Consider the following 25,262-nt stretch of genomic DNA (forward strand, 5'->3'; position numbering starts at 1 on the left):
GTGTGTTTCTAAAAAGAATCAGATGATTAAACAGAATATTCTTACGTTGAAAGACAGCTACTGTAAAGCACCTTTTCAGTATAATTACAACAATAAAATTCCATCCTACAATGCAGATTCAATTCTGCAAGCTAATCAGAAGCTGAAAAATGTATTTTCAGACCAGAGTATTTTGGTTTTAAATGCATTAGATAATCTGGATGAGGTGAATGAAATTATGGAACTTAAAAAAGATTCATCCTTAAATTCGCAGGTGAAAGTTCTTCAGCTGAAAATGAAAATCAACAGCAAAATTACCATTGCACTTACAGAACTGGATGCTGTAGCGGCTGAGTTTGACTGTGAAGGGGAACGTGTTGCACAAATAGGAAGTTATGTCAACAATCTGAATGACTCACGGAATAACCGTTTGATTTTATATTCAATCGTTGCTGGTGCCGCCGCGTCTGTGGCCGGTGGTATCGTGAAAAACGAGGGTTGGAGCAATGCTATCGACATTAGCGGTGGTGCTTTGGGAGCAGGTTTTGGATTGGCAACCTTAAATCCGAAAGGTAAAAAAGTGGAATTTATTCATCAGAGAAATCTTCTGAGAGATGTTTGGAATGAAAAACTGGAATCTCCGAATTTTCCGCCATTTATTTGGTATATGTACACCGAAAAAAAGTTTTCCAACAGACAGGATCACTCGATTGTAAAAAATATGAAACACCGCTGGCTGCATTATCAGTTTGATGACGAGCAGACAAAAGCAGATCAGTCTGTGATTTTCAGTGATGGCGGATTTTACCGAGCCGGAGATTTAGAAAACCGCGCTGCAATGCTCAATCAGATGCAGTCTGCCACAAGAACAATTAATCAGACGATCAATTATCTGCTTTTAGATTTAGATAAATTGATTTTGTGATTCTGAATCTTTAAATTTGCTTCTGCAATGTCAGAGTTAAAAAAAATCCGAGAAGCGAAATATCTTACACAGGAAGAATTAGCAGAGAAATCAGGAATTTCTGTGAGAACGATTCAGCGTATTGAAGCTGGAACAGAGCCGAAAGGGTATACATTGAAAACTCTGGCCGCAACTCTTGATGTTTCCGAAAAAAAATTATTGATATCAGAAATTTTAAATGAAGAAATTAAGGTTGAAGAACCGATTCTAATTATTGAGAAAGAGGTGACTTTTAATTCTAATTTAGTCAAAATGATTAATCTTTCCTCACTGCCTCTTGCATGGTTTCCTGTTGCCAATTTTCTACCGCCGGTATTGATAATGCTTTTTACAAAAGAGAAATCACAGATCGTAAAACAGATTATTTCGCTTCAGATATTCTTAGCAATCATTTCACCGATTGTTTTTATGCTGATTGCTTTTCTAAAGTTAGGTTCAGCGTCTGTTATGATGACCATGATTTGTCTCGCACTCGCAAATGTGTATATTATTTTGAGAAACGCATACGAAATCGATAAGAAACGGGCACTTTATTATAAGCTGAATTTCAATATGATATAAACCTCAAAGTTAAATGTCGGGTTTTTGTCGGGCTCTTTTTTTTAATTAAATTTAAAAAATTCTGAATCTTTGTCAAAAATTAATCAATGACAAAAAAGCTCAGAATCAGCGTTTATTTATTCATTCTTTTTATCACAAATTTACAGGCGCAGATTGCGAAAAACTCAGCACTTTTTTTAGAATTAAAAAAGCAGGACAGTCTTTTTTTCGAGCGTGGTTTTAATAATTGCGACATCGCTTATCTCGAAAAAACAATGGATGAAAATCTGAAATTTTATCACGATAACGGTGGTTTTCAGGACAAAAAATTGTTCATAGAAAGAACGAAGCAAAACATCTGCGGAAACCCAAATCAGAAACCGATTCGTAAAGTGATTGAAAGCAGTCTGGAAGTTTTTCCTCTGTATGATAACGGCGAATTGTACGGTGCTATTCAAACTGGAGAACATCAGTTTTATATCCGCGAAAAGAATAAAAAAGATGTGTTGGGCGGTCAGGCAAAATTCACATCAGTCTGGACAAAAAAAGATGGAAATTGGATGATGAGTGATGTTCTCAGTTATGATCATGGGAGTCCGGGTCAGTCAGAACTGACAGATAATCTTCAGCAGTTAATGAAAGAAAATAATATTCCAACTTTGGGACTTGGTATTATTGAAGACGGAAAATTAAAGGAGATCAAGGTTTACGGAACACTGGACGGGAAAATTACTGCGCCTTACAATAGTCTTTTCAATGTAGCATCTTTAACAAAGCCTGTAACTGCAATGACCGTTTTACGTTTGGTAAGCCTTGGTAAATTGAATCTTGATGAACCACTTTACAAATATTTTACAGACCCTGATATTGCAAAAGACCCGAGACATAAAAAATTAACTGCGAGAATGATTTTAAGTCATCAGACAGGTTTTCCAAATTGGAGATGGCAGAAAGCCGACAAAAAACTAAGTTTTGATTTTGATCCCGGAACTAAATACCAGTATTCCGGTGAAGGATATGAATATTTGAGAAAGGCGGTTGAGAAAAAATTTAATAAAAGTCTTGAAGTATTAACTGAAGAAATGATTTTTAAACCCTTAAAGATGACCGACACAGGTTATATTTGGAATGAGAAAAAGCAGGCCGGCAGAATTGTGATCGGTTACGACAGAGACGGAAAACCATATGATACCGTAAAAAATATAAGCGCAAACGCAGCTGATGATTTGACGACTTCTGTGGAAGATTTCAGCCAGTTTTTGGTTTCTGTAATGAATAATGATTTACTTTCAAAAACAGTTTTCGAAGAAATGAAAACAAAACAATTGATGACCAAAGAAAATAAATATTTCGGACTTGGTTTTGAGATTTATTATTTGGGAAATAACAGGATTGCGCTATCCCACGGCGGTTCTGATACAGGAGTTAATACGATTTTCATTATTCTGCCTGAAACCAAACAGGGATTGGTAATTTTTACTAACGTTGACGACGGATACAAAATCTATGAACCTATTATCAATCATTATTTAGGAGATCTAGGAAAAAAGATTGTAGCGATAGAAACGAAATAACCAATTGCAAATTCATTATAATTAAATAATTTTAAATGTAATTAATTTTGTTACAATTAAAATTTTACTACCTTTGTCTCATTATTATGAGCAATACAAGATTCGCTACGGCAATACACATTATGACTTTATTGGCAAAAGTTCCTCAGGAGTGGCTTACTTCTGACTGGATTGCCGGAAGCATTAATGTAAATCCTGTAATTGTCCGTAAAGAATTAAGCGAACTGCGTGAAGCCGGATTAATTACAAGCCGATTAGGGAAAGAGGGTGGTACTCAGCTTGCAAAAAGTGCCGATGATATTAAAATTTCTGAAATCTATGCAGCTGTGAAAAACAATGAAGTGTTAGGCAGGAAAAATCAGAAGCCCAATCCGGCCTGTCCCATAGGAAAGGATATTAACAATCACCTTTGCATGCTTTTTGATCAGACAGAACAGTTGGTCAGAGGTTTTTTAGGAGATAAGTCTCTTCAGGAATTTACCAATCAATTTGAGTAAAATTTTTTGGTTTAAAATGTAATAAAAGTTATTACATTTAATTTTGAGTGTGAAAAATAAATGGGAAAGAATCGTAAACTTCTTTAAATAAAAAATAAAAATATGAGCAAAAAAGTAGCAGTAATCGGAGCCACAGGATTTGTGGGAACGCAGGTTGTAAAAGAATTGGAAAGCAGAGGATATTCTGTAGACGCGATCGTAAGAGATATTTCGAAAGTTGAACAGAAAGAAAATGTCGTTGCCAAAAGTATTGATATAAATAACATTGATGAACTTGCTGAAGGTCTGAAGGGAAATGATGCCGTCATCAACACATTCAATGCAGGCTGGACAAATCCAAATCTTTATAACGACTTTCTGAACGGAAGTAAAAACATCGAAAAAGCAGTTGAAAAGTCGGGTGTTCAAAGATTTATCACTGTGGGTGGGGCAGGAAGTCTGTTCATCGACGGAAAGCAATTGGTTGACGGTCCGGATTTCCCAGCCGATATCAAACCGGGTGCAACTGCTGCAAGAGATTATCTAAATGAGATTAAGAAAAACGAAATTCTGGACTGGACGTTTTTCAGCCCTGCTATCGAGATGCATCCAGGAACGGCAGGAATCAGAACCGGAAAATACAGAACGTCTCTGGAATCACCTGTTTTCGATGAAAATGGAAGAAGTATTTTATCTGTGGAAGATGTTGCGGTTGCATTGGTTGATGAACTGGAACAGAATAACCACATCCGTGAACGTTTTACGGCAGCTTATTAATTCGATTTTGTTTAAAAAGCCTCCACAAATATTCCTAATAAATTATCAGATAAAATACGATCATAAATTGTAAAAAACAGTATCGGCGGCCCCCTTGGGGCCGCCGATACTGTTCAATCTGAAAACCAGAAATTTATAAATTCATAAACAGCTTCGGATTCACCGGAGTATTGTTTTTGTGTACTTCATAATGCAGATGCGGTCCCGTAGAACGTCCTGAATTTCCGGATTTCGCAATAACCTGTCCCACTTTTACCTTATCATTTGCTTTGGCTACCAACTGCGATAAATGTCCATAAAGTGTTGCCAGTCCATTTCCGTGAGAAACGATCACACAGTTTCCGTAACCTCCTTTCTGACCCGAAAAAATAACCGTTCCGGCAGCGGTAGCAATCACATCTGACCCGAAAGGAACAGCAATGTCTAAACCTTTGTGAAACTGCATTTGATCAGCTTCTGCAGGTGGATTGTTTTTTTCTGGTGCTCTTGCTGCAGTTGTAGAAGCAGTATTTGCTGATGAAGTTGTGGGTGCAGCCGCTACAGCTTCTGTTTTCGCTTTTGGCGTCACCATTACTTTTACTTCGCGCTTATTTCCATAGCTGTCCGTCAGTTCAATGGTCTTCTCGTAAGGCTCAGCTTTTACTTCAGTTTTTGCAGTGGCTGTAGTAGCGACCACATTCGTTTTTGATTCTCCGGTTGGTTTTACCGATGCAAAAACCGTTTTAAATGGAATTGGATTTTTTCTGATCCCGAAGTTCGATGAAATATAACCTTCACTTGGCATTCCCAAAGGAACCTGCATCAGCTTTTTCTGTAGATCCATGAGATATTGACTGTATCGGTTGGATTGTTTTGCCAGATAAATTGAGTTTGAGATACTGTCACTATCAAGAACCATCAGTTTTTCGTTCTTAATGTCTTTAGATTTTAAAAATGAGTTCAGCTGTCCTACTGTTTGATCCACTAAGTTGAGGTCTGTCTTCATTTTCAGGTAATCTACGCTGTCTTTTTCGGTGTTTATTTTCACCAGATTGACTTCGTAATTTTTATCGTCTTTCTTTGAAAAAAGGTTGGCGATAAAAATACTTTGTGCAAAAACAATAAGTAAAAGTCCTGCAATTAAGATGTTTACCTTTTTTTTGCTTCTTAAAAATTTCTTCATTTTCTCTTTCTTAGAATTTAAAAACCGTTTTAAGGGTGCAAATTTAATTAAAAATAATTTTTAAGCGATATCTTTAATTTAAATTTATGATAATCTCTATTTAACGGATTTTTAATCATTTAATTGTGTCGCAGTGTTAAATTTTTCAAAAAAGATCGTTTATCATCCCAATAAACTTTCAGTATTTCTTTGTTTTAATATATTTGCAGTTCACACTTGAATTATGGCGAAAAAGAAAACAATTTCAGAATCTGCAAACTCAAAAAAGGCTAAAAAAGACATTTCCGTAGGAGTTGTCGGCAGCGGAAGTTTTGCGACAGCGATTGTGAAAATGCTTGTTGAAAACTGTAAAACCGTACACTGGTGCGTTAGAAGTGAGTTTGTAAAAGGTGCAATCGAACTTCGCGGTCACAACCCGACGTATCTTACAGCAGTAAACTTCAATCTTAAAAATTTAAAACTGACCACAGATATCAACGAATTGGTTTTAGCCTGTGACGTAGTGGTCCTGGCAACTCCGTCTATTTATCTGTCAGATACGATGGAGAAAATGACTTGCGAGTACAGAGACAAAATTTTCGTTTCAGCAATCAAGGGGATTATTCCTAAGGTTAATGATGTGGTTGCGCATTATCTGAAAGAGGAATTCCAGATCGGTTTCAGAAATCAGGCAGTCATTGCGGGTCCGTGTCACGCAGAGGAAGTTGCGATGGAAAGACTTTCTTACCTCACCGTTGCGACGGTAGAAGATGAAACTTCTGATAAACTGGTAGGAATATTCAATTCAGATTTTATCAAAGTCAATTCAAGTAAAGATATTTTAGGAAATGAGTACAGTGCGATTCTGAAAAATATTTTCGCGATCGGTGCTGGGATTGCAAGCGGTTTAGGATATGGAGATAACTTTACAGCAGTATTCGTATCTAATGCCATCCGTGAGATGGAGACATTCTTAGAAGCTATTTATGAGGCTCCTAGAGATGTGAATGAAAGTGCTTATTTGGGAGATTTACTTGTAACTGCCTATTCACTGTTCTCCAGAAACAGAAACTTAGGAAATCTGATTGGAAAAGGTTACACCGTGAAATCGGCTATTCAGTCGATGAACATGGTTGCTGAAGGGTATTATGCGGCAGATTCCATTTACAAAACAGCAAGACAGAAAAATCTTGAACTACCAATTATTGACACGATTTATGCGATTCTGTATGAAGGTAAAAATGCCGAGAAACAGTTCAAGAAACTGACTGCAAAATTGAACTAAGAATATTTCAGATTAAATCAAAAATAGAACATCAGTATTTATTTGCTGGTGTTTTTTTATGGCAGCTTTTCCACCTGTAATTTATCCTGAGCTTGTCGAAGGGCTCCCGCTTTTTTGCCTCCGCTTTGCTCCGGCAAAAAGAGCTCCGTTCAAGTCGGGCTGCTGCAATTCGATGTGTAAGAGCGAAGGGAAAATTAAAGAAGTATGAAACAATAAGTAGAATGACACAAACATCCCGCTCCTACGGAGCTCATTACAATGTATATATCAGTTCCTACAAACATTTTTGCTTTAGTGGAGCCTCGGATTTAATTATTTTGACAACTGACAAATCCATCATCGCTAAAAAACCTTACATTTCTTTACTGAGTTGATGCTTTAGTATAATTTCTTATACATAAGATTCAGAATTCTTATTTGGCTTTGCGAGAATTAAAACATTATAAAAATAAAAAATATTCAAAATCGTCTCTTGACCAATAAAAAAATCTGCAAAATCCGCTCAATTTGCGAGAAAAAAGACTCCCCAAAGTATGTTTCCAATCTGTGAAAATCTGTGTAATCTGTGGGAAATCAATTCTTTTTTTTCCGGGTTATTAACTTACTTTATAATTGATGTTTTCACGGTAATCACTAAGGCAACATACACATCCAGATTTTCATGAAATTTTAATTGTAGAAAAAATAGCTTCATCCACAAGAGGATAAAATTTCAAAATAAAATCCACCGCATTAAAAAAATCATTAAACAATCATTTAATAAAAATCTTTTCCCGAAATTCGTAGTAAATTTAAAGGAATGCCGAATACAATTTTAAGCAGAACACCCAAACCAAAATACGATGTTGTTTTAATCGGTGGTGGAATTATGAGCGCCACTTTAGCAACATTACTTCATGAATTTGATCCTAATCTAAATATCGCCATCTTCGAAAGACTTGGAAGATTTGCAAAAGAAAGTACTGCTGCCTGGAATAATGCAGGAACCGGACATTCAGCTTTCTGCGAACTCAATTATACTCCAGAAAGTGCAGACGGAACAGTCGATATTTCTAAAGCTGAAAAAATCGCTGAACAGTTTGAAATTTCAAAACAGTTCTGGTCTTATTTAATCGACAAAAAATATATTTCTACTCCCTCAGACTTTATCAATTCCTGTGCACACATGAGTTTGGTGTTTGGCGAAAAAGATGCTGAATATCTTAAGAAACGTCACGATGCGATGAAAGATTCTCCGTTATTTTCCGCTATGGAATTTTCTACGGATCACAATCAATTGAGAGAATGGATTCCTCTGGTGATGAGCAAAAGGAATGATACCGAAGTTCTGGCGGCCACCAAAATGGATTTGGGAACCGATGTGAATTTCGGAAGTTTAACCCGAAAAATGGGAAGACATTTACTGGAAGATTCCAATGTGGAAGTTTTCCTGTATCATGAGGTGAAAGACATCGATCCGAGAAATGACGGAAAGTGGGAGATGAAGGTGAAAGACAGAATCCACAGTCACAAACAGGAAGTGGTTGCAGACTTTGTTTTCATAGGAGCAGGAGGTTACGCATTGCCATTATTGGAAAGTTCAGATATTAAAGAAAGTGAAGGTTACGGAGGTTTTCCGGTTTCCGGAGAATGGCTGGTGACACATAATCCAGAGTTGGTAGAACAGCATCAGGCAAAAGTCTATACACAGGCAACCGTTGACGCACCACCAATGTCAGTACCGCATCTGGATTTAAGAATTATTGATGGTAAAAAAGCATTGCTGTTCGGTCCTTTTGCCGGATTTTCGACTAAATTTTTAAAAGAAGGCAACTATCTTGATTTGCCGGCGAGTGTCAATACGAAGAACATCAGATCTCTTTTTGGAGCCTGGTGGCACAATATTCCGCTGACGAAATATTTGGTGCAGCAGGTTGCGATGACCAAAGCCCAGAGAATTCAGCATTTAAGAGAATTTGTAAAAGATGCAAAGGAAGAAGACTGGGAACTGAAAGTTGCCGGACAGCGTGTTCAGGTCATTAAAAGAGACGGAAAACAGGGTGGGAAACTTGAATTCGGAACTGAAGTCGTAGTTAATCAGGCAGGAACGATCGCCTCTCTCCTTGGTGCTTCTCCCGGAGCTTCCACAGCAGTTTTTGCAATGGTAAATATCCTTGAAAAATGTTTCCCTGAAAAACTGAATGGAGAATGGAGAGAAAAGTTATTGGAAATGATTCCGTCATATGGACAGAAACTGGCAGAAAACCCTGAACTTACCGAAAAAGTTAGAGCGTACAGTAAAGAAAAATTAGAACTAAAATATTAAAATATCAGCAATTGGTAATGAGTAGTAATTTCTAGAATGCTGAAAAAATTGCTCATTACCAATTACTTATTTCCCATCACTCATGGAAGAAGTCATTGTAAAACCCATTATCGCAAAAGAATTGCTTGAATCTCTTCAGACTAAAGTTGAAGAAGAGAAACAGGTAATTGTGCATTGCTGTTTTCCGGCGTCACCATTTTTGGGAAATCTCATCAGAATCTGGAATACGACCTATCTTTTAGACAACAGTTCCAGTCATAAAAGTAAATTGATTCACGCGGAAAATATTACCATTTATCCAAACTGGACAGCTGTTCCTTTTATGAGAGATTTTTGGTTTACTTTGGTTTTTTCGGGACTGCCGAAAGACTGTACAAGTTTTGATTTTAAAGAAATTATTCCTGAAGAAGGTGGATTTTTTGTAAAATCAATTAAAAGAAATTCATCAGACATTTACAGAATTAAAATTTCAGAAGATTAATGAGAAAGCATTTTCTACTTTTACTTTTTATAATTCCGGTTTTATTATTTTCTCAGAAAAAAGGTGAAGCCTCGAAACAAATTCAGGAGATTGAAAAATTCCAGAAAGATTTGAATAAAGAATATTTAGATCAGAAAGAAACTCCTCTGAGAGGAGATAATTTTGCGAAATTTGAACAACATCCTTTCTTTCCGATTGATCTTAAATACAGAGTTACAGCAGAATTTATTAAAACAGAAAATCCTCAACCTTTCGATTTGCCGACATCTTCCGGGAAATCTAAATCGTATCAGGAATTTGGTAAAGCAACTTTCACCTTAGATGGGAAAGCATATACTTTAACGGTCTACCAAAGTTTAGATTTAATGAAAATGGAACAATATAAAGATCATCTTTTTTTACCGTTCCGTGACGAAACCAACAATAAAGAAACGTACGGCGGGGGAAAATATATGGATCTGAAAATTCCTTCAGGAAATACCATTGTTTTAGATTTCAATCAGTCATATCAGCCTTACTGTGCTTACAATGCGTACGATTACAACTGTCCGGTTGTTCCGGAAGAAAACAAATTGGCATTCGAAATTCGCGCAGGAGTCATGTACGAAGACATTTACCATCATTAAAATGGTTTCTCTAAGATTTTATACTCCGGATGATTTCTCTGAGCTTAATTATTCTTTGGATGCAGAACAGTCGATGTTTACTTCTTCTGTTGAAAACGCGTTAAAAAGAATTAAAGAGAGAAATGACGGCAGAGCATTTCCGGTAACCGTTTATTTAAATGAAAAGAGAGTCGGTTTTTTCGTTTTGGATTTTGGAAATGATAAATGCGAGCTCAGTGGAAATGAGCACTGTGTTTTGCTGAGATCACTTTCTATTAATCCCGAGTTTCAAGGGAAAGGCGTTGGAAAAGAAACGATGTCGAGAATTGATGCTTTTGTCAGGAAAAATTTTTGTGACTGCAGTGAGATTGTTTTGGCGGTCAACCATAACAACAGTTCAGCATTCCAACTTTATCTCAGGACCGGATATCTCTATGAAGGAAAATCTGTTGAAGGCAGAAACGGTCCCCAGTATGTGATGACCAAAGCTTTAAGTTAATTTAGAAAATAAATTTCTAGTTTGGCTTGATACTTTCAATTGTGTTTAAACACTATTTGAATATTATTATGGAAGTATCATTAAAGAATCAAGTCGCCATTATCACAGGCGCATCAAGCGGTATCGGAACAGGAATTGCCAAATCAATTGCCGAAGCCGGAGCCACCGTAATCATCAATCACTCATCAGAAAAGTCTCACGACAGCGCTCAGGAAGTTTTAAAGGAAATCAAGGATGCAGGCGGAAACGGAATTACCTACAAGTGTGATGTTTCTAAGGAAGATGAGGTCGTTAAGATGTTCCAGGATGTTATTGCAGAATTCGGAACGGTAGATATTCTCGTCAACAATGCAGGAATTCAGAAAGATGCAAAATTCACAGAGATGACCTTAGATGACTGGAACGCAGTAATGGGTGTCAATCTCACAGGGCAGTTTCTATGTTCAAGAGAAGCCATCAAAGAATTTCTGAGACGCGGAATTGATACCTCAAGGTCTGTAGCATGCGGAAAAATCATTCATATAAGTTCGGTTCACGAAATTATTCCCTGGGCGGGCCACGCAAACTACGCCGCAAGCAAGGGAGCTATTAAAATGCTGATGCAGACATTGGCTCAGGAATTCGGCGCAGACAAAATCCGTGTGAACTCGATCGGCCCTGGAGCTATTCAGACACCGATCAATAAAGATGCGTGGGAAACGAAAGATGCCCTGAATTCTTTGCTGGATCTCATTCCGTACAACAGAATCGGGCAGCCGAAAGATATTGGAAACCTGGCAGCATTTTTAGCGAGTGACCTTGCCGATTATATTTCAGGAGCCAGCATTTTTGTGGATGGAGGAATGACAAGTCTTGAGAGTTTTTCAGACAACGGGTAGTTCTTTGGCGCACAATTCCGGCTTTCACTACTCGCTTTTTTGTGCCTTTCATTTGCCAACGCTTACAAAAAGAGCTCAGACATGCCGCTCAATCCGGGGCGCAGATTGTATGCAGTTGCACATTAGTTTTTATTTCAAAATCAGTCAGTGATGAATTCCGAAAAAGAAAGATTATCAGATGTTTCATGGAAAAAATGGGGCTCTTACGTCAGCAACCGTGAGTGGGGACTGGTGCGTGAAGATTACAGTGCCGACGGTGACGCCTGGAATTACACCAATCATGATACTGCAGAAGCAAAAACCTACAGATGGGGCGAAGAGGGAATCTGCGGAATCTGTGACGATCTGCAGAAACTGGTTTTCTCAGTAGGCTTTTGGAATAAGAAAGACAAAATGGTAAAAGAGCGTTTCTTTGGTCTTTCAAACGGTCAGGGCAACCACGGTGAAGATGTGAAAGAATATTTTTACTACCTTGATTCTACACCAACGCATTCTTACATGAAGATGCTGTACAAGTATCCTCAAAATGCCTTTCCATACGATGATTTAATAAAAACGAATGCCGAGAGAAACAAAGTAGAAGCAGAGTATGAACTCATCGACACCGGAATTTTTGATGAGAATGAATATTTTGATATCTTCATAGAATATGCAAAGGAAAGTCAGAACGATATCTTAGTAAAGCTGACAGTCATTAATAAATCCGATAAAGAGGCCTCATTAATAATACTTCCCACTATTTGGTTCAGAAATACATGGAACTGGGGATATGACAATTACAAACCGCATTTAAGTTCCGAAGAATCAACCCATATCAAAGTCAGTCATAAAGATTTACATATTAAAAATCTCTATGCAAAGCATTCTCTTAACGCCTTGTTTTGCGAAAATGAAACCAATCATCAGAGGCTGCATCAATCTCCCAATCAGTCAAAATATTGCAAAGATGGGATCAATGATTTTATTATCAACGGTAATTCTTCAGCCGTCAGTTCACAGGACACAGGAACAAAAGCATCTTTTCTGATTGATGAAAATTTTAAAGCGAAAGAAATTAAAACTTTTGAATTCAGACTTTCTGATAAGAATTTAAGTAATCCCTTTGAAGATTTTGATCAAATATTTAATTTAAGAAAAAAAGAAGCGGACAAATTTTATGCTGAAATTCAGGACGGTATGGAAACTGATGATGAGAAATTGGTACAGCGGCAGGCTTTTGCAGGAATGCTCTGGAATAAAATGTATTATCATTACAACGTAGAAAAGTGGCTGAAAGGAGATCCTGCGCAACCGAAACCACCGAAATCTAGGGAAAAAATTCGCAATCATGACTGGAAGCAGCTCAACAACGAGCATATTATTTCGATGCCCGACAAATGGGAATATCCTTGGTATGCCACTTGGGATTTAGCCTTTCACACGATCAGTTTTTCTCTCATTGATCCCGATTTTGCTAAATATCAGCTGAAACTCTTCCTCTTTGAATGGTATATGCATCCCAACGGCCAGCTTCCCGCGTACGAATGGAATTTCAGCGACGTGAATCCGCCGGTTCATGCATGGGCGGTTTTCAGGGTATTTAAAATTGATGAATATCTGAAAGGAAAACCTGACCTGGAATTTTTAGAAAGTGCTTTTCAAAAACTTCTGATAAATTTCACCTGGTGGGTCAATAAAAAAGACAACAACGGAAACAATATTTTTGAAGGCGGATTTCTGGGACTCGATAACATTGGAGTTTTCGATCGTAATACTGCGCTTCCCAATGGCGAACATCTGGAGCAGTCCGATGGAACCAGCTGGATGGCAATGTTTGCGCTCAATATGATGCGTATTGCTTTGGAATTGGCTCAGTATAACAGGATTTATGAAGAAATGGCAACGAAATTTTTTGAGCATTTCCTCTACATAGCCAATGCACTGGATAACATGGGAGAAGAACATTTCAGTCTTTGGGACGAGGAGGATGAGTTTTTCTATGATGCCATTTCGTCGGGTGACGGCAATAATCAGTTTCTAAAGCTGAGAACGATTGTCGGGTTAATTCCTATGTTTGCTGTTGAGGTGATTGACGATGAAATGATCGAAAAACTGCCCAATTTTAAAAGCAGAATGAAATGGATTTTAGAAAATAAACCTGAACTCGCCGCCTTGGTTTCGCACTGGGAAGTAAAAGGTGAAGATTCAAAACATCTGCTTTCTCTTCTGCGCGGTCACCGTTTAAAAAGACTGCTGAGCAGAATGCTGAATCCTGAAGAATTTCTGTCTGATTATGGAGTCCGTGCATTGTCGAAAGAATATGAGGAAAATCCGTATGAGCTGAATTTAAACGGAACCGATTACTCCGTAAAATATACTCCAGCAGAAAGTGACAGCGCACTTTTTGGAGGGAACAGCAACTGGAGAGGGCCGGTTTGGTTTCCTGTAAACTTTTTAATTATCGAAAGCCTTCAGCGTTTTTTCTTTTATTACAGTCCGGATTTTATGGTCGAATATCCTACAGGAAGCGGAAATTATTCAAATTTAGATCAGATTGCAGATTCTTTAGGGAAAAGACTTGCTCAGTTATTTTTAAAAGATGAAAATGGAAATCGTCCTTTCAATGGTCAGTACCCAAAATTTCAGACTGATCCTGACTTTAAAGATTATATTCTGTTTTATGAATATTTTCACGGCGACAGCGGTCGTGGAGTAGGAGCGTCTCATCAGACAGGATGGACGGGTCTGATTGCGAAGATTCTTCAGCCAAGATTTACTAAAAAAGAAATTGCAAAATCGGAAACCGAGATGCCAAAAGACAAAGATTCGTAAATTTTACTCAAAAATCTGCTGAATGATTTCTAAAGAATTAGGTGTTTTGAAGTCTGAAATATGGTAATGGTAATACACCAGAATACTGTCTAAAAAACTTTTTCTATTTGACGCCGGAATTTTTATTTCGTAAGGATTTGAAGATGAAATAATCGTTTTCCAAAATAAAGAAATCTCGTCATCAAAAAGCAGATGTGTGGAAAAAGTAGCAAAAGTTCCGGTTTCAGGATCAAGAAAACTGCCGTCTCCTACGAGTGGAGCAACGCCCTGAATTTTTAATATCTTAATTAAAAAAATAAGATGAGACTGGTAGTTTCTGCTGTTCAGTTGATCAATAAATTCGTCGATGATATAAAAAACGGTCAGGTTTTTATTTTCATTTCTTAAGATCTGATTGAGGAAATCTGAAATGAAAAATACGACAGTGTTGGCTTTTATATCCGTGTAAATATCATGAATATTGAGCATTTCAAAACCTGAAATAGTCTGCATACTTCCTGTTTTACCAATGCGTATTGAAAAGTTTAATTTATTTAAAGGCAGGAGGAAGGCTTTCTTCTTATTTTTTTTGGTGTAAATGCCCCGTAAAAAATAAGTCTGAAAGCCTTCCTCCTCGGTAAAACAATGCAGAATTGCATCATTTTCACCATATTTTATAAATGAAAGTAGGAAGCCGTTTTGAGAATTCATTAATTGACAACAGCTATTTTTGCAGTTGCTTTATCGCTTGCATCTTCGTTGGTCATCAGTACAAAATAAATTCCTGATGCTACTCTTTTTCCTTTCTGATTGTTAAGATTCCACTCGTAATATCCGTTTCTTGAAATAGCAGAATGTACAATGTTTCCTGCAGCATCTGTAATTCTGATGTTGGTCTTTTCCGCAAGACCTTTTATTGTTACATTACCTTTAAACTGAGAATAAACTACAGGATTTGGATAGACCAAAACGTTTCCAAAATTAGAAGTTACGTCTGCTACATCACCTTGATAAGTGACAATTCCATCATAGGTTACGAAATAGACCTTACCTGTTTTCTTGTCCACTTTAATATCAGTTACTGTATTCGTTGGAAGTGGAGAATTTTCTTTAGTAAATCTTTTAAGTACCTGTTCGCCGGATGCTGAAAGGTAATACACACCACCACCGTCAATAGAAACCCACTTTTGGTTTCCACCATCAACTTCTATCTGCAAAACCTGAGAATCTCTGAACAGTTCTTCTGCAAGATTTCCCTGTTCTATGACGATCGGTTCTAGAGTTGGATTGTTTTTTACTTCAGTTACCGCATTAGACAGTATTCTTAAGCCTGTAAAGTTGCCAATCCATGCATCTCCGGATTTATCGACAGCAACAGATAAACTTCCTGGAGAACCAGACGGTAAGCCATTGCTTTCGCCCAATAAGTACTGTGTGTCATCTGAAAAATTGCTGGTCTTCTTGGTGTCATACACTAAGAAATTGTTAGAACGGGGAAGCGGCAACCATAGAAGATCATTGCTGAAAAGTGGCTGTTGTACACCACTGCTGAGCAGTCCAAGTTCTTTAACAATAAAATTATCTGTTGCTTTATCATAAAAGGACAAAGCAGCGGTTAATCCTGAATATGCAATTGTCGCAAACAAATTATTCTGATCATCATAGGTAAAACCTACCGGTCTTCGGTGATAAGGACCCGTTGCATCCAAATCATATCTTTTTACAAAATCAAAATCTTTTGAACCGGAATTGTATTTCATTTTATAAATACCATATCCAGGTGCGGTATTATAATTAGTAAACATTACTTCTGACGGATTTGCAGGGTCTGCAATAGCGTCAAGAACATTGAATACGGTTGAACTTGCTACAAATATTGAAGGATAAATCCACTCTGTACCAGTAAAATAATAGAAGCCCGGATTTCTTGGATTATTCAGACCTTCATTAAAGTCATTAACTCTGGCTCCACTGGAAACCAAGAGCTGATTTTCATTAAAAATCCTGATTTTATAGGCATAGTTAAAGTAAGGTCCATCTGGTTTGTATGCTATATTGTCCTCACTTTTTAAACCGGATAAAATCGTCCCTGCATATATTCTTGAACCGACTTTTGTGGCGGTGTTGCAAGTTTCTCCTACCGTAACAGATCCAGTAAAAGTTCCGTTTGTATTGTAACTGTAAATTCTTGCAGCATCTGTGATCACGATATTGTCGGCATTGACAACAACATCGCTCACATTGCCAAAGGTCTGCGAAACTGGTGTAGAAACACCGTTATTATAAATGTATGATGCTGTAGCTGATGAGAAAGAAACTACATTTTCTGAATCGATATGGGTAAAGTTTCCGGGAAGTTCTGTACTCCAGGTTGAAAAAACAGGAAAAGTTGTATTCAGTTCATGCGTTTTCAATCCGGTATTGGTTACAGAAAAAACTTTATTGTCTTTGATCGTTGCTTCATTGCTGGCCTGATAGACACCTCCTGTAACAAAGAATGCAGAATCACCGAATTCCTTCTTTTTTAAATCGAAAATAGAAACTCCATACCCTACGGAAACTACAGCTCGGTCTCCGGTAATCGAAATATGATTGATTCTTTTGCTCCCATTATATCCTGTTGCGATAGGAATATCAACAACATATGTTACTCCCTGCGGCGTAATCACATCAAGTGAGCCGTTCTGATAACCGATCAAACCAATTTTAGTTTGCGGATTGTAATCAAAAGCAGAAATTTTAACTTCATGCAAGCCATTCGCCTTCGAAAGTTTAGTAATTTCTCCTGTAGAAATGGTATAATAAAAAATTCCGTTTTCTGTAGCAGCAACGATCTTACCATTATCTTCTTTTATTGCCAAAACATTGTTGTAAGAAAACAAATCAGCCCATTTTTTTGAGGAAATATTTTGTGCGCTTACGATTTGCAAGGAGGCCAAAATACCAAGAGAAATTAGAAATTTTTTCATATTATGCTGTTATACTGCTGTCAATTGCCTGATTGTTCCAGGAAACCGTTTTAATATTTTTATTCTGATCAAAAAAGAAATCTATTCGTCCCAAAAGAAGTCCTGCCCAGCCCACCTGGTTTACCAAAACGTTTTTTCCCTGTCTGTTCTGGAAGGTTTGCGGTTCAGGTAAGAAAGTGTGCGTATGACCGCCTAAAATTAAGTCAATATTTTCTGTTTTTGAAGCTAAAATTTTATCGTTGAGTTTTTCAGGTTCGTCTCTGTAATCGTAGCCAATGTGGGAAAGGCAAATCACAAGGTCGCACTTCATTTCGTTTTTCAGGAAATTGGAATAATGCTGAGCTACATCAACAGGATCGGACCAAATGGTTTCGCCATACTGTTTTTTTCCAACCAATCCGTCAAGTTCGATTCCCACTCCGAAAATTCCGACTTTAATTCCGTTTTTGTTGAAAATTTTATACTGTGAAGTTTTTCCGTCTAAAATGGTATTTTTAAAATCATAATTCGAACAGATAAAAGGAAATTTTGCATTCGGCAAAACTTTTAAAAATCCGTCTAAACCGTTATCGAAATCGTGATTTCCCATTGTGGAAGCATCATATTTCATCATCGACATCAACTTAAATTCCAGCTCGCCTCCAAAAAAGTTGAAATACGGTGTTCCCTGAAAAATATCTCCGGAATCAAGCAGCAAAAGATTGCTTTCTTCGCTTCTGATTTTCTGAATTAAAGTCGCTCTTCTCGCAAAACCGCCCTGATTGGGATTTCTAGTGTAGCTCGAATCAAACGGTTCAATTCTGCTGTGCTGATCGTTGGTATGAAGTATCGTTAATTTATGGGCTGAAGAGAAAGAATTTAAATGTAGTTCTTCCGCCATCATCAAATTCGGAGCTAAAGTCATCGCTAAAGTTCCTCCTGTTATCGTTTTTAAAAAACTTTTTCTATCCATTACTTCTTCCCGATAAAATTTAAACGGACTTCCTCCTTCGGATTGATCTGCTGATTTTTCTTAAAATATTCTATAAACAGATCTCTCAGTTTGATCCCTGTAGGAATTGATTCTCCCATTGCAAAAAATTTCATATTATCACCGCCCAAAGCCAGATAATCTGAGGTTGCAATATAATAATCCTGATTTGGATTAATTGAATTTCCGTTGATTAAACTTTTGGAAAGAGTACCGTCATTCGTTTCGATATACAAATGAGAAACAGGGTTGTTTTTCTGATTTTTAGCGTAATAATCAAATAATCCCTGCAGATCTGAACCTTTAAATTTTACGATGATCACTTCATTTTCAAAAGGCATCACTTCAAAAACATTTTTCAGAAGAATATCACCTTTCCCGATCGTTGTACGGATTCCACCGATGTTGATCAGTGCTGCATCAATATTTTTATTCAAATTGGCTTTTGCCCAGATATTCGCTCCGTCAAAAGTATAATCTGCCAAAAGATTTCCGAGATTACTGTTGTCGCCTTCCTTCGTTAAATCAACTTGAGTGTAAGAGATTTTCTGATTCATCTCTTTGTTGAGTTTCTCGGTGTAAGGCTCGATAAATTGAGCAAAATCTTCATCCGCCTTCAGGTCCTGATTAATAGAAATATTCTTCTGCGTCTGCACACTGGCCACCTGCAACGAAGTCGTTTTACAGGCTGTGAGCGAAAGCAGGGCAATTCCTATCAATAAGAATTTATTTTGCATAATTTCTTTAGTATAATGCAAATATAATTATATGTATAATAAAACAGGATTAAATATTGTAAATTCTTGTATGAAATTATTAAATTTGGGGAAAATAATTCGAACAGATGAGCATTTTAAAAGGAGTAGGTGTTGCTTTGGTAACGCCCTTTAATGAAGATTTATCCGTAGATTTCGAAAGTTTGACAAAACTCATTGAGTACAACATCGAAAACGGAACCAACTATTTGGTAGTTTTGGGAACTACAGCGGAAGCTGCTACACTTTCTTCAGACGAGAAGAAACAGGTAGTTGAGCACATCATTAAGGTTAATAATAAACGTCTTCCTTTGGTTTTAGGAATTGGCGGAAACAATACTCTTGAAGTCAAACAGCAGATCGAAGAAGCTGAATTATCTGATTTTACAGCCGTATTATCAGTGTCTCCATATTACAACAAACCTAATCAGGAAGGGCTTTACCAGCATTATAAAATGTTGGCTTCTACCGGGAAAAATATTATCATTTACAACGTTCCTTCAAGAACCGGACAGAATGTTGAGGCCGAAACGACTTTGCGTCTGGCGAAAGAATTCCCGAATTTATTCTTAATTAAAGAAGCTGCACCCAACATTCTTCAGTATTTCGATATTTTGAGAAAAAAGCCTGAAGGTTTCAATTTGGTTTCAGGAGATGATGAATTTACACTTCCTGTAACTTTAGCGGGTGGAGCAGGAGTAATTTCTGTAATCGGACAGGGTTATCCGAAAGAATTTTCAACGATGGTTCAGCTGGCTTTTGATAAAAAAGTAGATGAAGCCTATGAAATTCACAATAAACTGGTTGATATCACAAGACTGATTTTTGCTGAAGGAAATCCTTGCGGAATTAAAGCGGTTTTGGCTGAAAAAGGATTGATTAAAAACTATCTGAGACTTCCATTGGTTCCTGCATCAGAAGGACTTTATGCGAAAATAAAAGCTGAAATGGCGAAAATTTAGCAGTGAATGGTGAATTTTGCTTTGCAAGAGAATAGTGAAGCAGAATATTAAACATAAAAATAATGAAAAGTGAAAGGTGTGATGCTTTTCACTTTTTTAATCTAAAATAGTTTAACACATTAGTCACCTAAGTTTTTTAGTTATCTTGTTTGAAAACATTTTAGAGCACATAAGTTTTGAAAATCTTGGATTTTCTTTGTAAATGTTGTCAATATTTAAAGTATTTAGACTGAAAAGTTTACGTTTCTAACATTATTAAAAAATTTTTGACACAAGTTGCTTAAAGTAATTGATTCAAATGCTTTAAAGAGAACGTAGTTTTGAAAATCTTTGATTTTCTCTCTAATGTGATCTGAAATATTTTCAAAATTAATAAAAAATCTTTGTGACTGATGTGTTTAAGTAAATCTAAAATGTAATGAATCTTATCAAAGCAACAAAAAAAGACATTCCCCTCATTCAAGATTTAGCAAAAAGGTCATGGGAAAATGCTTATGCTGATATTCTTTCCCAGGAACAGATGAAGTATATGCTTGACACTATGTACTCAGAAGCAGAAATTTCAGAGCATTTAAAAAATCCAAACTATCATTATTATCTTGTTTTTGATGAAGTTTTAAATGTATTTGATGGATTTTTAGGCTACGAAAATCACTATGAAGATCACACGACAAAACTGCACAGAATTTATCTCGTTCCGGAAAGCAAAGGAAAAGGTTTAGGAAAAAAAACGCTTGAATTTCTCAATGTAAAAGTAAAGGAAAGTGGTGATCACAGAATTATTTTAAATGTGAATAAATACAATTCTGCAAAAAGCTTTTATGAATCTCAGGGTTATCAAGTTTATGATGATGGCGTTTTTGATATTGGAAACGGATATGTGATGGATGATTATCTGATGGAGATAATTCTGTGAAATCATTAGAAACGGGCTTTAGCCCGTTTTAGATTATTTAGAATCTCATAGGCTTTAGCCAAAATTTAGTACTACGAAATCTTACTCCACTTATTTTTCCCTTTGTAATACTGCAAATAGTAATTTTTAATAATCTGATGGTCGGGTCTTGAAAGCAGGGGATCGGCTTCAAGAATCTTTTCGACCATATTTTTTGTGTTTTTAATAATTGCCGAGTCATTCACCAGATCAAGTCTTTTGAAATCAACCACACCGCTTTGCTGCGTTCCCAATATATCGCCGGGACCACGCAGCTGCATATCGACTTCAGAAATTTTGAAACCATCGTTGGTTTCGGTCATGGTTTTAATTCTGGTGCGGCTGTCAGACGATAATTTATCTGAAGTCATCAGGATGCAGTAGCTCTGCTCACCACCTCTTCCCACGCGGCCACGCAACTGATGAAGCTGTGATAACCCGAACCTTTCTGAACTTTCGATCACCATCACTGAAGCATTAGGAACATTGACACCCACTTCGATTACGGTTGTAGCGACCATGATTTGCGATTTTCCGGATGCGAAGTAATTCATGGCTGCATCTTTTTCGTCAGGTTTCATTTTACCGTGAAGCATAGTGACATCGTAATTTGAAAAATTTTCCATTACATTTTCTAAGCCTTCCATCAGATTTTTGTAGTCCAGTGTTTCAGACTCTTCAATCAATGGGTAAACGAAATAAATCTGTCTGCCTTTCCGTATTTCTTCATGACAGAAATTGTAAACGTAAGCGCGGTCTTTTTCTCTTCTGTGAGCCGTGATAATCGGCTTTCTTCCGACAGGCATTTCGTCAATTACAGACACATCCAGATCAGAATAAAAACTCATCGCTAAAGTCCTTGGGATCGGCGTTGCAGTCATGACCAGAATGTGTGGTGGAATTCTGTTTTTTGCCCAAAGTTTTGCCCGTTGAGCAACCCCAAATCTGTGTTGTTCGTCGATGATCGCCAAACCAAGATTTTTAAACTTCACCTTGTCTTCCAAAACTGCGTGAGTTCCCACCAAAATTGTCAGTTCGCCATTTTCCAGTTCTTCGTGGATGATTTTTCGTGCAGAAGCTTTTACGGAACCGGTGAGGATATTTACCTTTATATTGGTGTCTTTTAGTAAATCTTTAATTCCGTTGTAATGTTGCTGGGCAAGAATTTCGGTCGGCGCCATCAGGCAACTCTGAAAACCATTGTCGAGAGCAATCAGCATCGTCAAAAGAGCAACCATCGTTTTTCCTGAACCTACATCACCTTGTAAAAGCCGGTTCATTTGAATAGGCTTTTTCATATCGAACCTGATTTCCTTTAAAACTCTTTTTTGTGCATTCGTCAGTTCAAAAGGAAGGTGATTTTCGTAGAAACCTGTGAAGTAATCACCAACAATCGGAAACGGATTTCCGTGTGATTTTGCTTTGTGGTGTGCCTTTTTTAAGCCAAAACCTAATTGAAAAAAGAATGATTCTTCAAATTTTAATCTGAAGTCAGCTTTTTCAAAATATTCTAAATTTTCAGGAAAGTGAATGTTTAAGTAAGTCTGCTGCCTCGATAAAAATTTCATCGACTTCATCATGTAGTCTGGAAGATTTTCCTGAATTAAACTAGGAATTTCTTTACAGATATTTCTTAAAATGACCTGAAAAAACTTCTGATTAAGACCTCTTTTAGTCAGCTTCTCAGAACTTGGATAGATCGGACGCAAACGGCTGTCTTTTTCTTTTTTCTCATCCAGTTCAATCTCGGGATGTGGCATTGAAAACTGATTGTTAAACGCATTAATCTTTCCGAAGATAAAAACCTCACGGTTCACTGGAAGTTGCTCTTTCAGCCATTTTGAGTATTGAAACCAGACCAGATCCATACTTCCTGTATCATCGTTGAATTTTGCGGTAAGTCTTTTTATTTTTCCATTGTGAATTTCCTGAACGTTTGAGATTTTCCCTTTGAGTTGTATTTCAAGATTGCTTTCCTGAAGATTACCGATTTTATACACTTTATTTTTATCAATGTAGCGAATCGGGTAGAAGTGCAGAAGATCTTCTACAGTAGACATTCCCAAAACATTTTTAATAAGTTTGGCTCGTTCAGGACCGATTCCTTTTACAAATTCTATGGAAGTCTCTAAAGTCAATGATTAAGAAAGGCACGAATTTCGGGAAAATTTAGAAATAAAAAAAGCTTTCAAATCTGAAAGCTATGATTCATTGTTTTAATTTGCCAACAGCCAGTAGCCAACTACATCCTAATCTTTTATATTCGATTTAAATTTTTTCTGAAAATCTTCCCATTCCTGTCTGGTTTTAATCTTTTTAAACAGATCGTTTGAAATCAGAGTAAGATAAGGTTCAAGTTCTTTAGCCGAAAGTTCCCCCTGCAGAATCGTGATCGGAGCCCCGTTTTCATCCAAAAAAACTGTACTCGGAACAGCTCCTACATTCATAAACTGTGTAAACTCGTGAAGAGAGTTTCTACCTTTTTTATGTGCAGTATTTTCGTTCACAAATTTTCTTCCGAATATTTCGATCTGCTTTTTTTCTTCAGCATTAAATTTAACAGGATAATACTTATCATTCAAAAACTCTGAAATCACAGGATGTCCGTATGTTTTTTTATCCATGATTTTGCACGGACCGCACCAATCTGCATAAAAATCAATGAGTATTTTTTTAGGTTGAGTTTTTTGTGCTTCTAATGCTTCTTCTATAGTCATCCATTTTACCTGGGCAAAATTTAAAGTGATGAAGAAAAGAGAGAGTATGGTGAAAATTTTTCTCATGATAGATATTTAGTAAAAGTTACAGGAATTCTATTTAACTTCCTGCATTAGCTTTTTAACCAATGGTGATATCAAAATCAGTACCACTCCGGCAATCACAGCATACAATGCCAACTGCTTATAACCTTCTGTATATGAAATTAATGCATCGTAGTTGGTAGAGCCTTCTTTTGCTGTTGCCAAACCAGCTCCGATAATTCCTGCAACATATTGACCGTAAGCCGAAGCCAAAAACCACATTCCCATCATCATTCCCTGAAGATTTTTGGTAGAAAGTTTGGTCATAATTGATAATCCGATAGGAGAGAGGCAGAGTTCTCCCAAGGTGATAACCAATAAGGCAATGGTGAAGAAATTCAAAGAAGTAATTCCCTGTAAATCAGCGAAAAATCTGGTGGCGAAAAGCACATAATATCCTAATCCCAGAAAAATAAATCCTAAACCAAACTTAATGATGGTATTGGGTTCTATTTTTCTTTTGCTCATCCAAATCCACAGCAATCCAATTATTGGTGCTAAGAAGATGATGAAAAATGCACCTCCGGAATTATTTACACCATTTGGATCTAATCCTAAAAGATCTTTATTTAAATTTTTAGCGGCGAAAATACTTAGCGAGCCTCCACTTTGCTCATAAATTCCCCAAAACAAAATTGAAAATAAAATGAAAACCAAAGCAGCCCAAAGTTTTTTACGCTCAGCAGGTGTCACTTTAGACATTTCAAAAAATAAATAAATCAAGGTCAATGGTCCTACAGTCAACATAAAATAGTCTGTATATTCAGGCACGGAAACCATAGTCATGATGATTGGAATGAATATTAGCGATAAAATGTACACACCATACTCTTTGTACTTAGGCATTGGTGCAGACTTGACTTCATGATCCGGATGTCCGGGCTGAAGACCGATTGATCCCAGACTTCGTTGGGTAAATATGAAATTAATTAAACTGATGACCATAACGATAGCAGCCAGACCAAAAGCAACGTTCCAGTGCAGACCTTCAGGGATTAAGTGAGAAAGCAACTCTCCTTTTCCGATCGCAATACATAAATATCCTCCAAGGAGTGCACCTAGATTAATTCCAGCATAGAAAAGCGAAAATCCGGCATCGGCTCTTGAATCATTCGGTTTATAGAGCTGTCCGACCATAGAAGAAATGTTGGGTTTGAAAAAGCCTGTACCTACAACCGTAAATGCAATTCCCAAAAAGAAAAATTTGTGTGGATCTGTTGCCAAAATCAAACTTCCCGCAATCATCAGTAATCCACCCCAAAAAAGTGATTTCCTGAAACCTAAAATTTTATCAGCGAATAATCCACCTACAAAAGTGAATGCATACACAAATGCTTGGGTCGCTCCATACTGAAGGTTGGCTTCTTTTTCATGGAAATTAAGCTGTGAGATCATAAAGAAAACCAACATTCCACGCATTCCGTAAAAGCAGAAACGCTCCCACATTTCGGAGAAAAAGAGCGACCAGATTTGTTTTGGATATTTTCCTTTGAAATTCTGTATTTCGTCGAGGGTTAAATTCATAGATACAATATGTTTTTTGAAACAATGATTTATTTAGACAGTATTACTTAAAA

General features: G+C 37.0%; 22 protein-coding genes. 14 read left to right on the plus strand and 8 right to left on the minus strand.

Features of this window, described 5'->3' with window-relative positions; all coding sequences use genetic code 11:
* Positions 1-22: 22 nt before the first annotated feature.
* The 5 genes from OMO38_RS11305 to OMO38_RS11325 all read left to right on the plus strand — a co-directional run bounded on the left by OMO38_RS11305 (position 23) and on the right by OMO38_RS11325 (position 4,310).
* Positions 23-904 (plus strand): hypothetical protein, encoded by an 882-nt coding sequence (locus OMO38_RS11305; protein ID WP_264750282.1) that lies wholly within the window; start codon positions 23-25, stop codon positions 902-904.
* A gap of 27 nt (positions 905-931) precedes the next feature.
* The gene (locus OMO38_RS11310; RefSeq protein ID WP_264750283.1) at positions 932-1,504 is read left to right on the plus strand and encodes a helix-turn-helix domain-containing protein; all 573 of its coding nucleotides are present in this window, start codon (positions 932-934) and stop codon (positions 1,502-1,504) included.
* An 86-nt stretch (positions 1,505-1,590) separates the two neighbouring features.
* Positions 1,591-3,057, plus strand: a complete 1,467-nt coding sequence (locus tag OMO38_RS11315; protein ID WP_264750284.1) for a class A beta-lactamase-related serine hydrolase — start codon at positions 1,591-1,593, stop codon at positions 3,055-3,057.
* A gap of 86 nt (positions 3,058-3,143) precedes the next feature.
* The gene (locus tag OMO38_RS11320) at positions 3,144-3,554 is read left to right on the plus strand and encodes an Rrf2 family transcriptional regulator (RefSeq protein WP_264750285.1); all 411 of its coding nucleotides are present in this window, start codon (positions 3,144-3,146) and stop codon (positions 3,552-3,554) included.
* Between the two features lie 102 nt (positions 3,555-3,656).
* Positions 3,657-4,310, plus strand: coding sequence for an NAD(P)-dependent oxidoreductase (locus OMO38_RS11325; protein ID WP_264750286.1), 654 nt, complete (start codon positions 3,657-3,659; stop codon positions 4,308-4,310).
* A 133-nt stretch (positions 4,311-4,443) separates the two neighbouring features.
* Here OMO38_RS11325 and OMO38_RS11330 read toward each other — a convergent pair whose 3' ends face one another.
* Positions 4,444-5,472 (minus strand): M23 family metallopeptidase, encoded by a 1,029-nt coding sequence (locus OMO38_RS11330; RefSeq protein WP_264750287.1) that lies wholly within the window; start codon positions 5,470-5,472, stop codon positions 4,444-4,446.
* A gap of 223 nt (positions 5,473-5,695) precedes the next feature.
* On the opposite strand from OMO38_RS11330, the gene OMO38_RS11335 reads away from it, so the two are divergent.
* The 7 genes from OMO38_RS11335 to OMO38_RS11365 all read left to right on the plus strand — a co-directional run bounded on the left by OMO38_RS11335 (position 5,696) and on the right by OMO38_RS11365 (position 14,315).
* A complete protein-coding gene (locus OMO38_RS11335; protein ID WP_264750288.1) occupies positions 5,696-6,736 on the plus strand; it encodes an NAD(P)H-dependent glycerol-3-phosphate dehydrogenase in 1,041 nt (346 codons plus the stop codon).
* A gap of 799 nt (positions 6,737-7,535) precedes the next feature.
* Positions 7,536-9,041: a malate dehydrogenase (quinone) gene (gene mqo / locus OMO38_RS11340; protein WP_264750289.1), complete on the plus strand. Its 1,506-nt coding sequence runs from the start codon at positions 7,536-7,538 to the stop codon at positions 9,039-9,041.
* Between the two features lie 82 nt (positions 9,042-9,123).
* On the plus strand, positions 9,124-9,522 hold the full coding sequence (locus OMO38_RS11345; RefSeq protein WP_264750290.1) for a hypothetical protein: 399 nt from the start codon (positions 9,124-9,126) through the stop codon (positions 9,520-9,522).
* Positions 9,522-10,148: a DUF1684 domain-containing protein gene (locus tag OMO38_RS11350; protein WP_264750291.1), complete on the plus strand. Its 627-nt coding sequence runs from the start codon at positions 9,522-9,524 to the stop codon at positions 10,146-10,148. The genes OMO38_RS11345 and OMO38_RS11350 overlap by 1 nt, the downstream gene beginning before the upstream one ends.
* A gap of 1 nt (position 10,149) precedes the next feature.
* On the plus strand, positions 10,150-10,626 hold the full coding sequence (locus OMO38_RS11355) for a GNAT family N-acetyltransferase (protein ID WP_264750292.1): 477 nt from the start codon (positions 10,150-10,152) through the stop codon (positions 10,624-10,626).
* Between the two features lie 68 nt (positions 10,627-10,694).
* The gene (locus OMO38_RS11360; RefSeq protein WP_264750293.1) at positions 10,695-11,504 is read left to right on the plus strand and encodes a glucose 1-dehydrogenase; all 810 of its coding nucleotides are present in this window, start codon (positions 10,695-10,697) and stop codon (positions 11,502-11,504) included.
* A gap of 150 nt (positions 11,505-11,654) precedes the next feature.
* Positions 11,655-14,315, plus strand: a complete 2,661-nt coding sequence (locus OMO38_RS11365) for an MGH1-like glycoside hydrolase domain-containing protein (RefSeq protein ID WP_264750294.1) — start codon at positions 11,655-11,657, stop codon at positions 14,313-14,315.
* 3 nt (positions 14,316-14,318) lie between these two features.
* Here the strand turns inward: OMO38_RS11365 and recO are convergent, their stop codons facing one another.
* Genes recO through OMO38_RS11385 form a run of 4 tightly spaced genes read right to left on the minus strand, consistent with a single transcriptional unit; the run spans position 14,319 to position 18,970 of the window.
* A complete protein-coding gene (gene recO, locus OMO38_RS11370; RefSeq protein WP_264750295.1) occupies positions 14,319-15,005 on the minus strand; it encodes a DNA repair protein RecO in 687 nt (228 codons plus the stop codon).
* The gene (gene porZ / locus OMO38_RS11375; RefSeq protein ID WP_264750296.1) at positions 15,005-17,263 is read right to left on the minus strand and encodes a type IX secretion system anionic LPS delivery protein PorZ; all 2,259 of its coding nucleotides are present in this window, start codon (positions 17,261-17,263) and stop codon (positions 15,005-15,007) included. The genes recO and porZ overlap by 1 nt, the downstream gene beginning before the upstream one ends.
* 1 nt (position 17,264) lies before the next feature.
* Entirely contained in the window at positions 17,265-18,215 is a 951-nt protein-coding gene (locus OMO38_RS11380) for a bifunctional metallophosphatase/5'-nucleotidase (protein WP_264750297.1), read from the minus strand.
* Positions 18,215-18,970, minus strand: a complete 756-nt coding sequence (locus OMO38_RS11385; protein ID WP_264750298.1) for a 5'-nucleotidase C-terminal domain-containing protein — start codon at positions 18,968-18,970, stop codon at positions 18,215-18,217. The genes OMO38_RS11380 and OMO38_RS11385 overlap by 1 nt, the downstream gene beginning before the upstream one ends.
* A gap of 107 nt (positions 18,971-19,077) precedes the next feature.
* Between OMO38_RS11385 and dapA the strand changes: the two genes are divergently transcribed.
* Complete coding sequence (dapA, locus tag OMO38_RS11390; RefSeq protein ID WP_264750299.1) at positions 19,078-19,950, plus strand: 4-hydroxy-tetrahydrodipicolinate synthase; 873 nt, start codon at positions 19,078-19,080, stop codon at positions 19,948-19,950.
* Between the two features lie 418 nt (positions 19,951-20,368).
* Positions 20,369-20,866, plus strand: a complete 498-nt coding sequence (locus tag OMO38_RS11395) for a GNAT family N-acetyltransferase (protein WP_264750300.1) — start codon at positions 20,369-20,371, stop codon at positions 20,864-20,866.
* A 71-nt stretch (positions 20,867-20,937) separates the two neighbouring features.
* On the opposite strand, the gene recG is transcribed toward OMO38_RS11395, so the two are convergent.
* The 3 genes from recG to OMO38_RS11410 all read right to left on the minus strand — a co-directional run bounded on the left by recG (position 20,938) and on the right by OMO38_RS11410 (position 25,209).
* The gene (recG, locus tag OMO38_RS11400; protein WP_264750301.1) at positions 20,938-23,022 is read right to left on the minus strand and encodes an ATP-dependent DNA helicase RecG; all 2,085 of its coding nucleotides are present in this window, start codon (positions 23,020-23,022) and stop codon (positions 20,938-20,940) included.
* A gap of 111 nt (positions 23,023-23,133) precedes the next feature.
* On the minus strand, positions 23,134-23,667 hold the full coding sequence (locus tag OMO38_RS11405; RefSeq protein WP_264750302.1) for a thioredoxin family protein: 534 nt from the start codon (positions 23,665-23,667) through the stop codon (positions 23,134-23,136).
* A gap of 30 nt (positions 23,668-23,697) precedes the next feature.
* Complete coding sequence (locus tag OMO38_RS11410) at positions 23,698-25,209, minus strand: peptide MFS transporter (RefSeq protein ID WP_264750303.1); 1,512 nt, start codon at positions 25,207-25,209, stop codon at positions 23,698-23,700.
* Positions 25,210-25,262 lie beyond the last annotated feature (53 nt).

Origin of the sequence: Chryseobacterium kimseyorum (genome assembly GCF_025971945.1) — a bacterium.
GTDB lineage: Bacteria > Bacteroidota > Bacteroidia > Flavobacteriales > Weeksellaceae > Chryseobacterium > Chryseobacterium kimseyorum.

Bases quoted from the DNA above. Each gene is read 5' to 3' on its own strand.
- OMO38_RS11355 (WP_264750292.1), top strand. From the start codon at position 10,150: ATGGTTTCTCTAAGATTTTATACTCCGGATGATTTCTCTGAGCTTAAT.
- OMO38_RS11385 (WP_264750298.1), bottom strand. From the start codon at position 18,970: ATGCAAAATAAATTCTTATTGATAGGAATTGCCCTGCTTTCGCTCACA.
- OMO38_RS11350 (WP_264750291.1), top strand. From the start codon at position 9,522: ATGAGAAAGCATTTTCTACTTTTACTTTTTATAATTCCGGTTTTATTA.
- OMO38_RS11405 (WP_264750302.1), bottom strand. From the start codon at position 23,667: ATGAGAAAAATTTTCACCATACTCTCTCTTTTCTTCATCACTTTAAAT.
- OMO38_RS11320 (WP_264750285.1), top strand. From the start codon at position 3,144: ATGAGCAATACAAGATTCGCTACGGCAATACACATTATGACTTTATTG.
- porZ (WP_264750296.1), bottom strand. From the start codon at position 17,263: ATGAAAAAATTTCTAATTTCTCTTGGTATTTTGGCCTCCTTGCAAATC.
- dapA (WP_264750299.1), top strand. From the start codon at position 19,078: ATGAGCATTTTAAAAGGAGTAGGTGTTGCTTTGGTAACGCCCTTTAAT.
- OMO38_RS11335 (WP_264750288.1), top strand. From the start codon at position 5,696: ATGGCGAAAAAGAAAACAATTTCAGAATCTGCAAACTCAAAAAAGGCT.
- OMO38_RS11315 (WP_264750284.1), top strand. From the start codon at position 1,591: ATGACAAAAAAGCTCAGAATCAGCGTTTATTTATTCATTCTTTTTATC.
- OMO38_RS11360 (WP_264750293.1), top strand. From the start codon at position 10,695: ATGGAAGTATCATTAAAGAATCAAGTCGCCATTATCACAGGCGCATCA.
- OMO38_RS11380 (WP_264750297.1), bottom strand. From the start codon at position 18,215: ATGGATAGAAAAAGTTTTTTAAAAACGATAACAGGAGGAACTTTAGCG.
- OMO38_RS11365 (WP_264750294.1), top strand. From the start codon at position 11,655: ATGAATTCCGAAAAAGAAAGATTATCAGATGTTTCATGGAAAAAATGG.
- OMO38_RS11395 (WP_264750300.1), top strand. From the start codon at position 20,369: ATGAATCTTATCAAAGCAACAAAAAAAGACATTCCCCTCATTCAAGAT.
- OMO38_RS11410 (WP_264750303.1), bottom strand. From the start codon at position 25,209: ATGAATTTAACCCTCGACGAAATACAGAATTTCAAAGGAAAATATCCA.
- recO (WP_264750295.1), bottom strand. From the start codon at position 15,005: ATGAATTCTCAAAACGGCTTCCTACTTTCATTTATAAAATATGGTGAA.
- mqo (WP_264750289.1), top strand. From the start codon at position 7,536: ATGCCGAATACAATTTTAAGCAGAACACCCAAACCAAAATACGATGTT.
- OMO38_RS11330 (WP_264750287.1), bottom strand. From the start codon at position 5,472: ATGAAGAAATTTTTAAGAAGCAAAAAAAAGGTAAACATCTTAATTGCA.
- OMO38_RS11325 (WP_264750286.1), top strand. From the start codon at position 3,657: ATGAGCAAAAAAGTAGCAGTAATCGGAGCCACAGGATTTGTGGGAACG.
- OMO38_RS11305 (WP_264750282.1), top strand. From the start codon at position 23: ATGATTAAACAGAATATTCTTACGTTGAAAGACAGCTACTGTAAAGCA.
- OMO38_RS11345 (WP_264750290.1), top strand. From the start codon at position 9,124: ATGGAAGAAGTCATTGTAAAACCCATTATCGCAAAAGAATTGCTTGAA.
- OMO38_RS11310 (WP_264750283.1), top strand. From the start codon at position 932: ATGTCAGAGTTAAAAAAAATCCGAGAAGCGAAATATCTTACACAGGAA.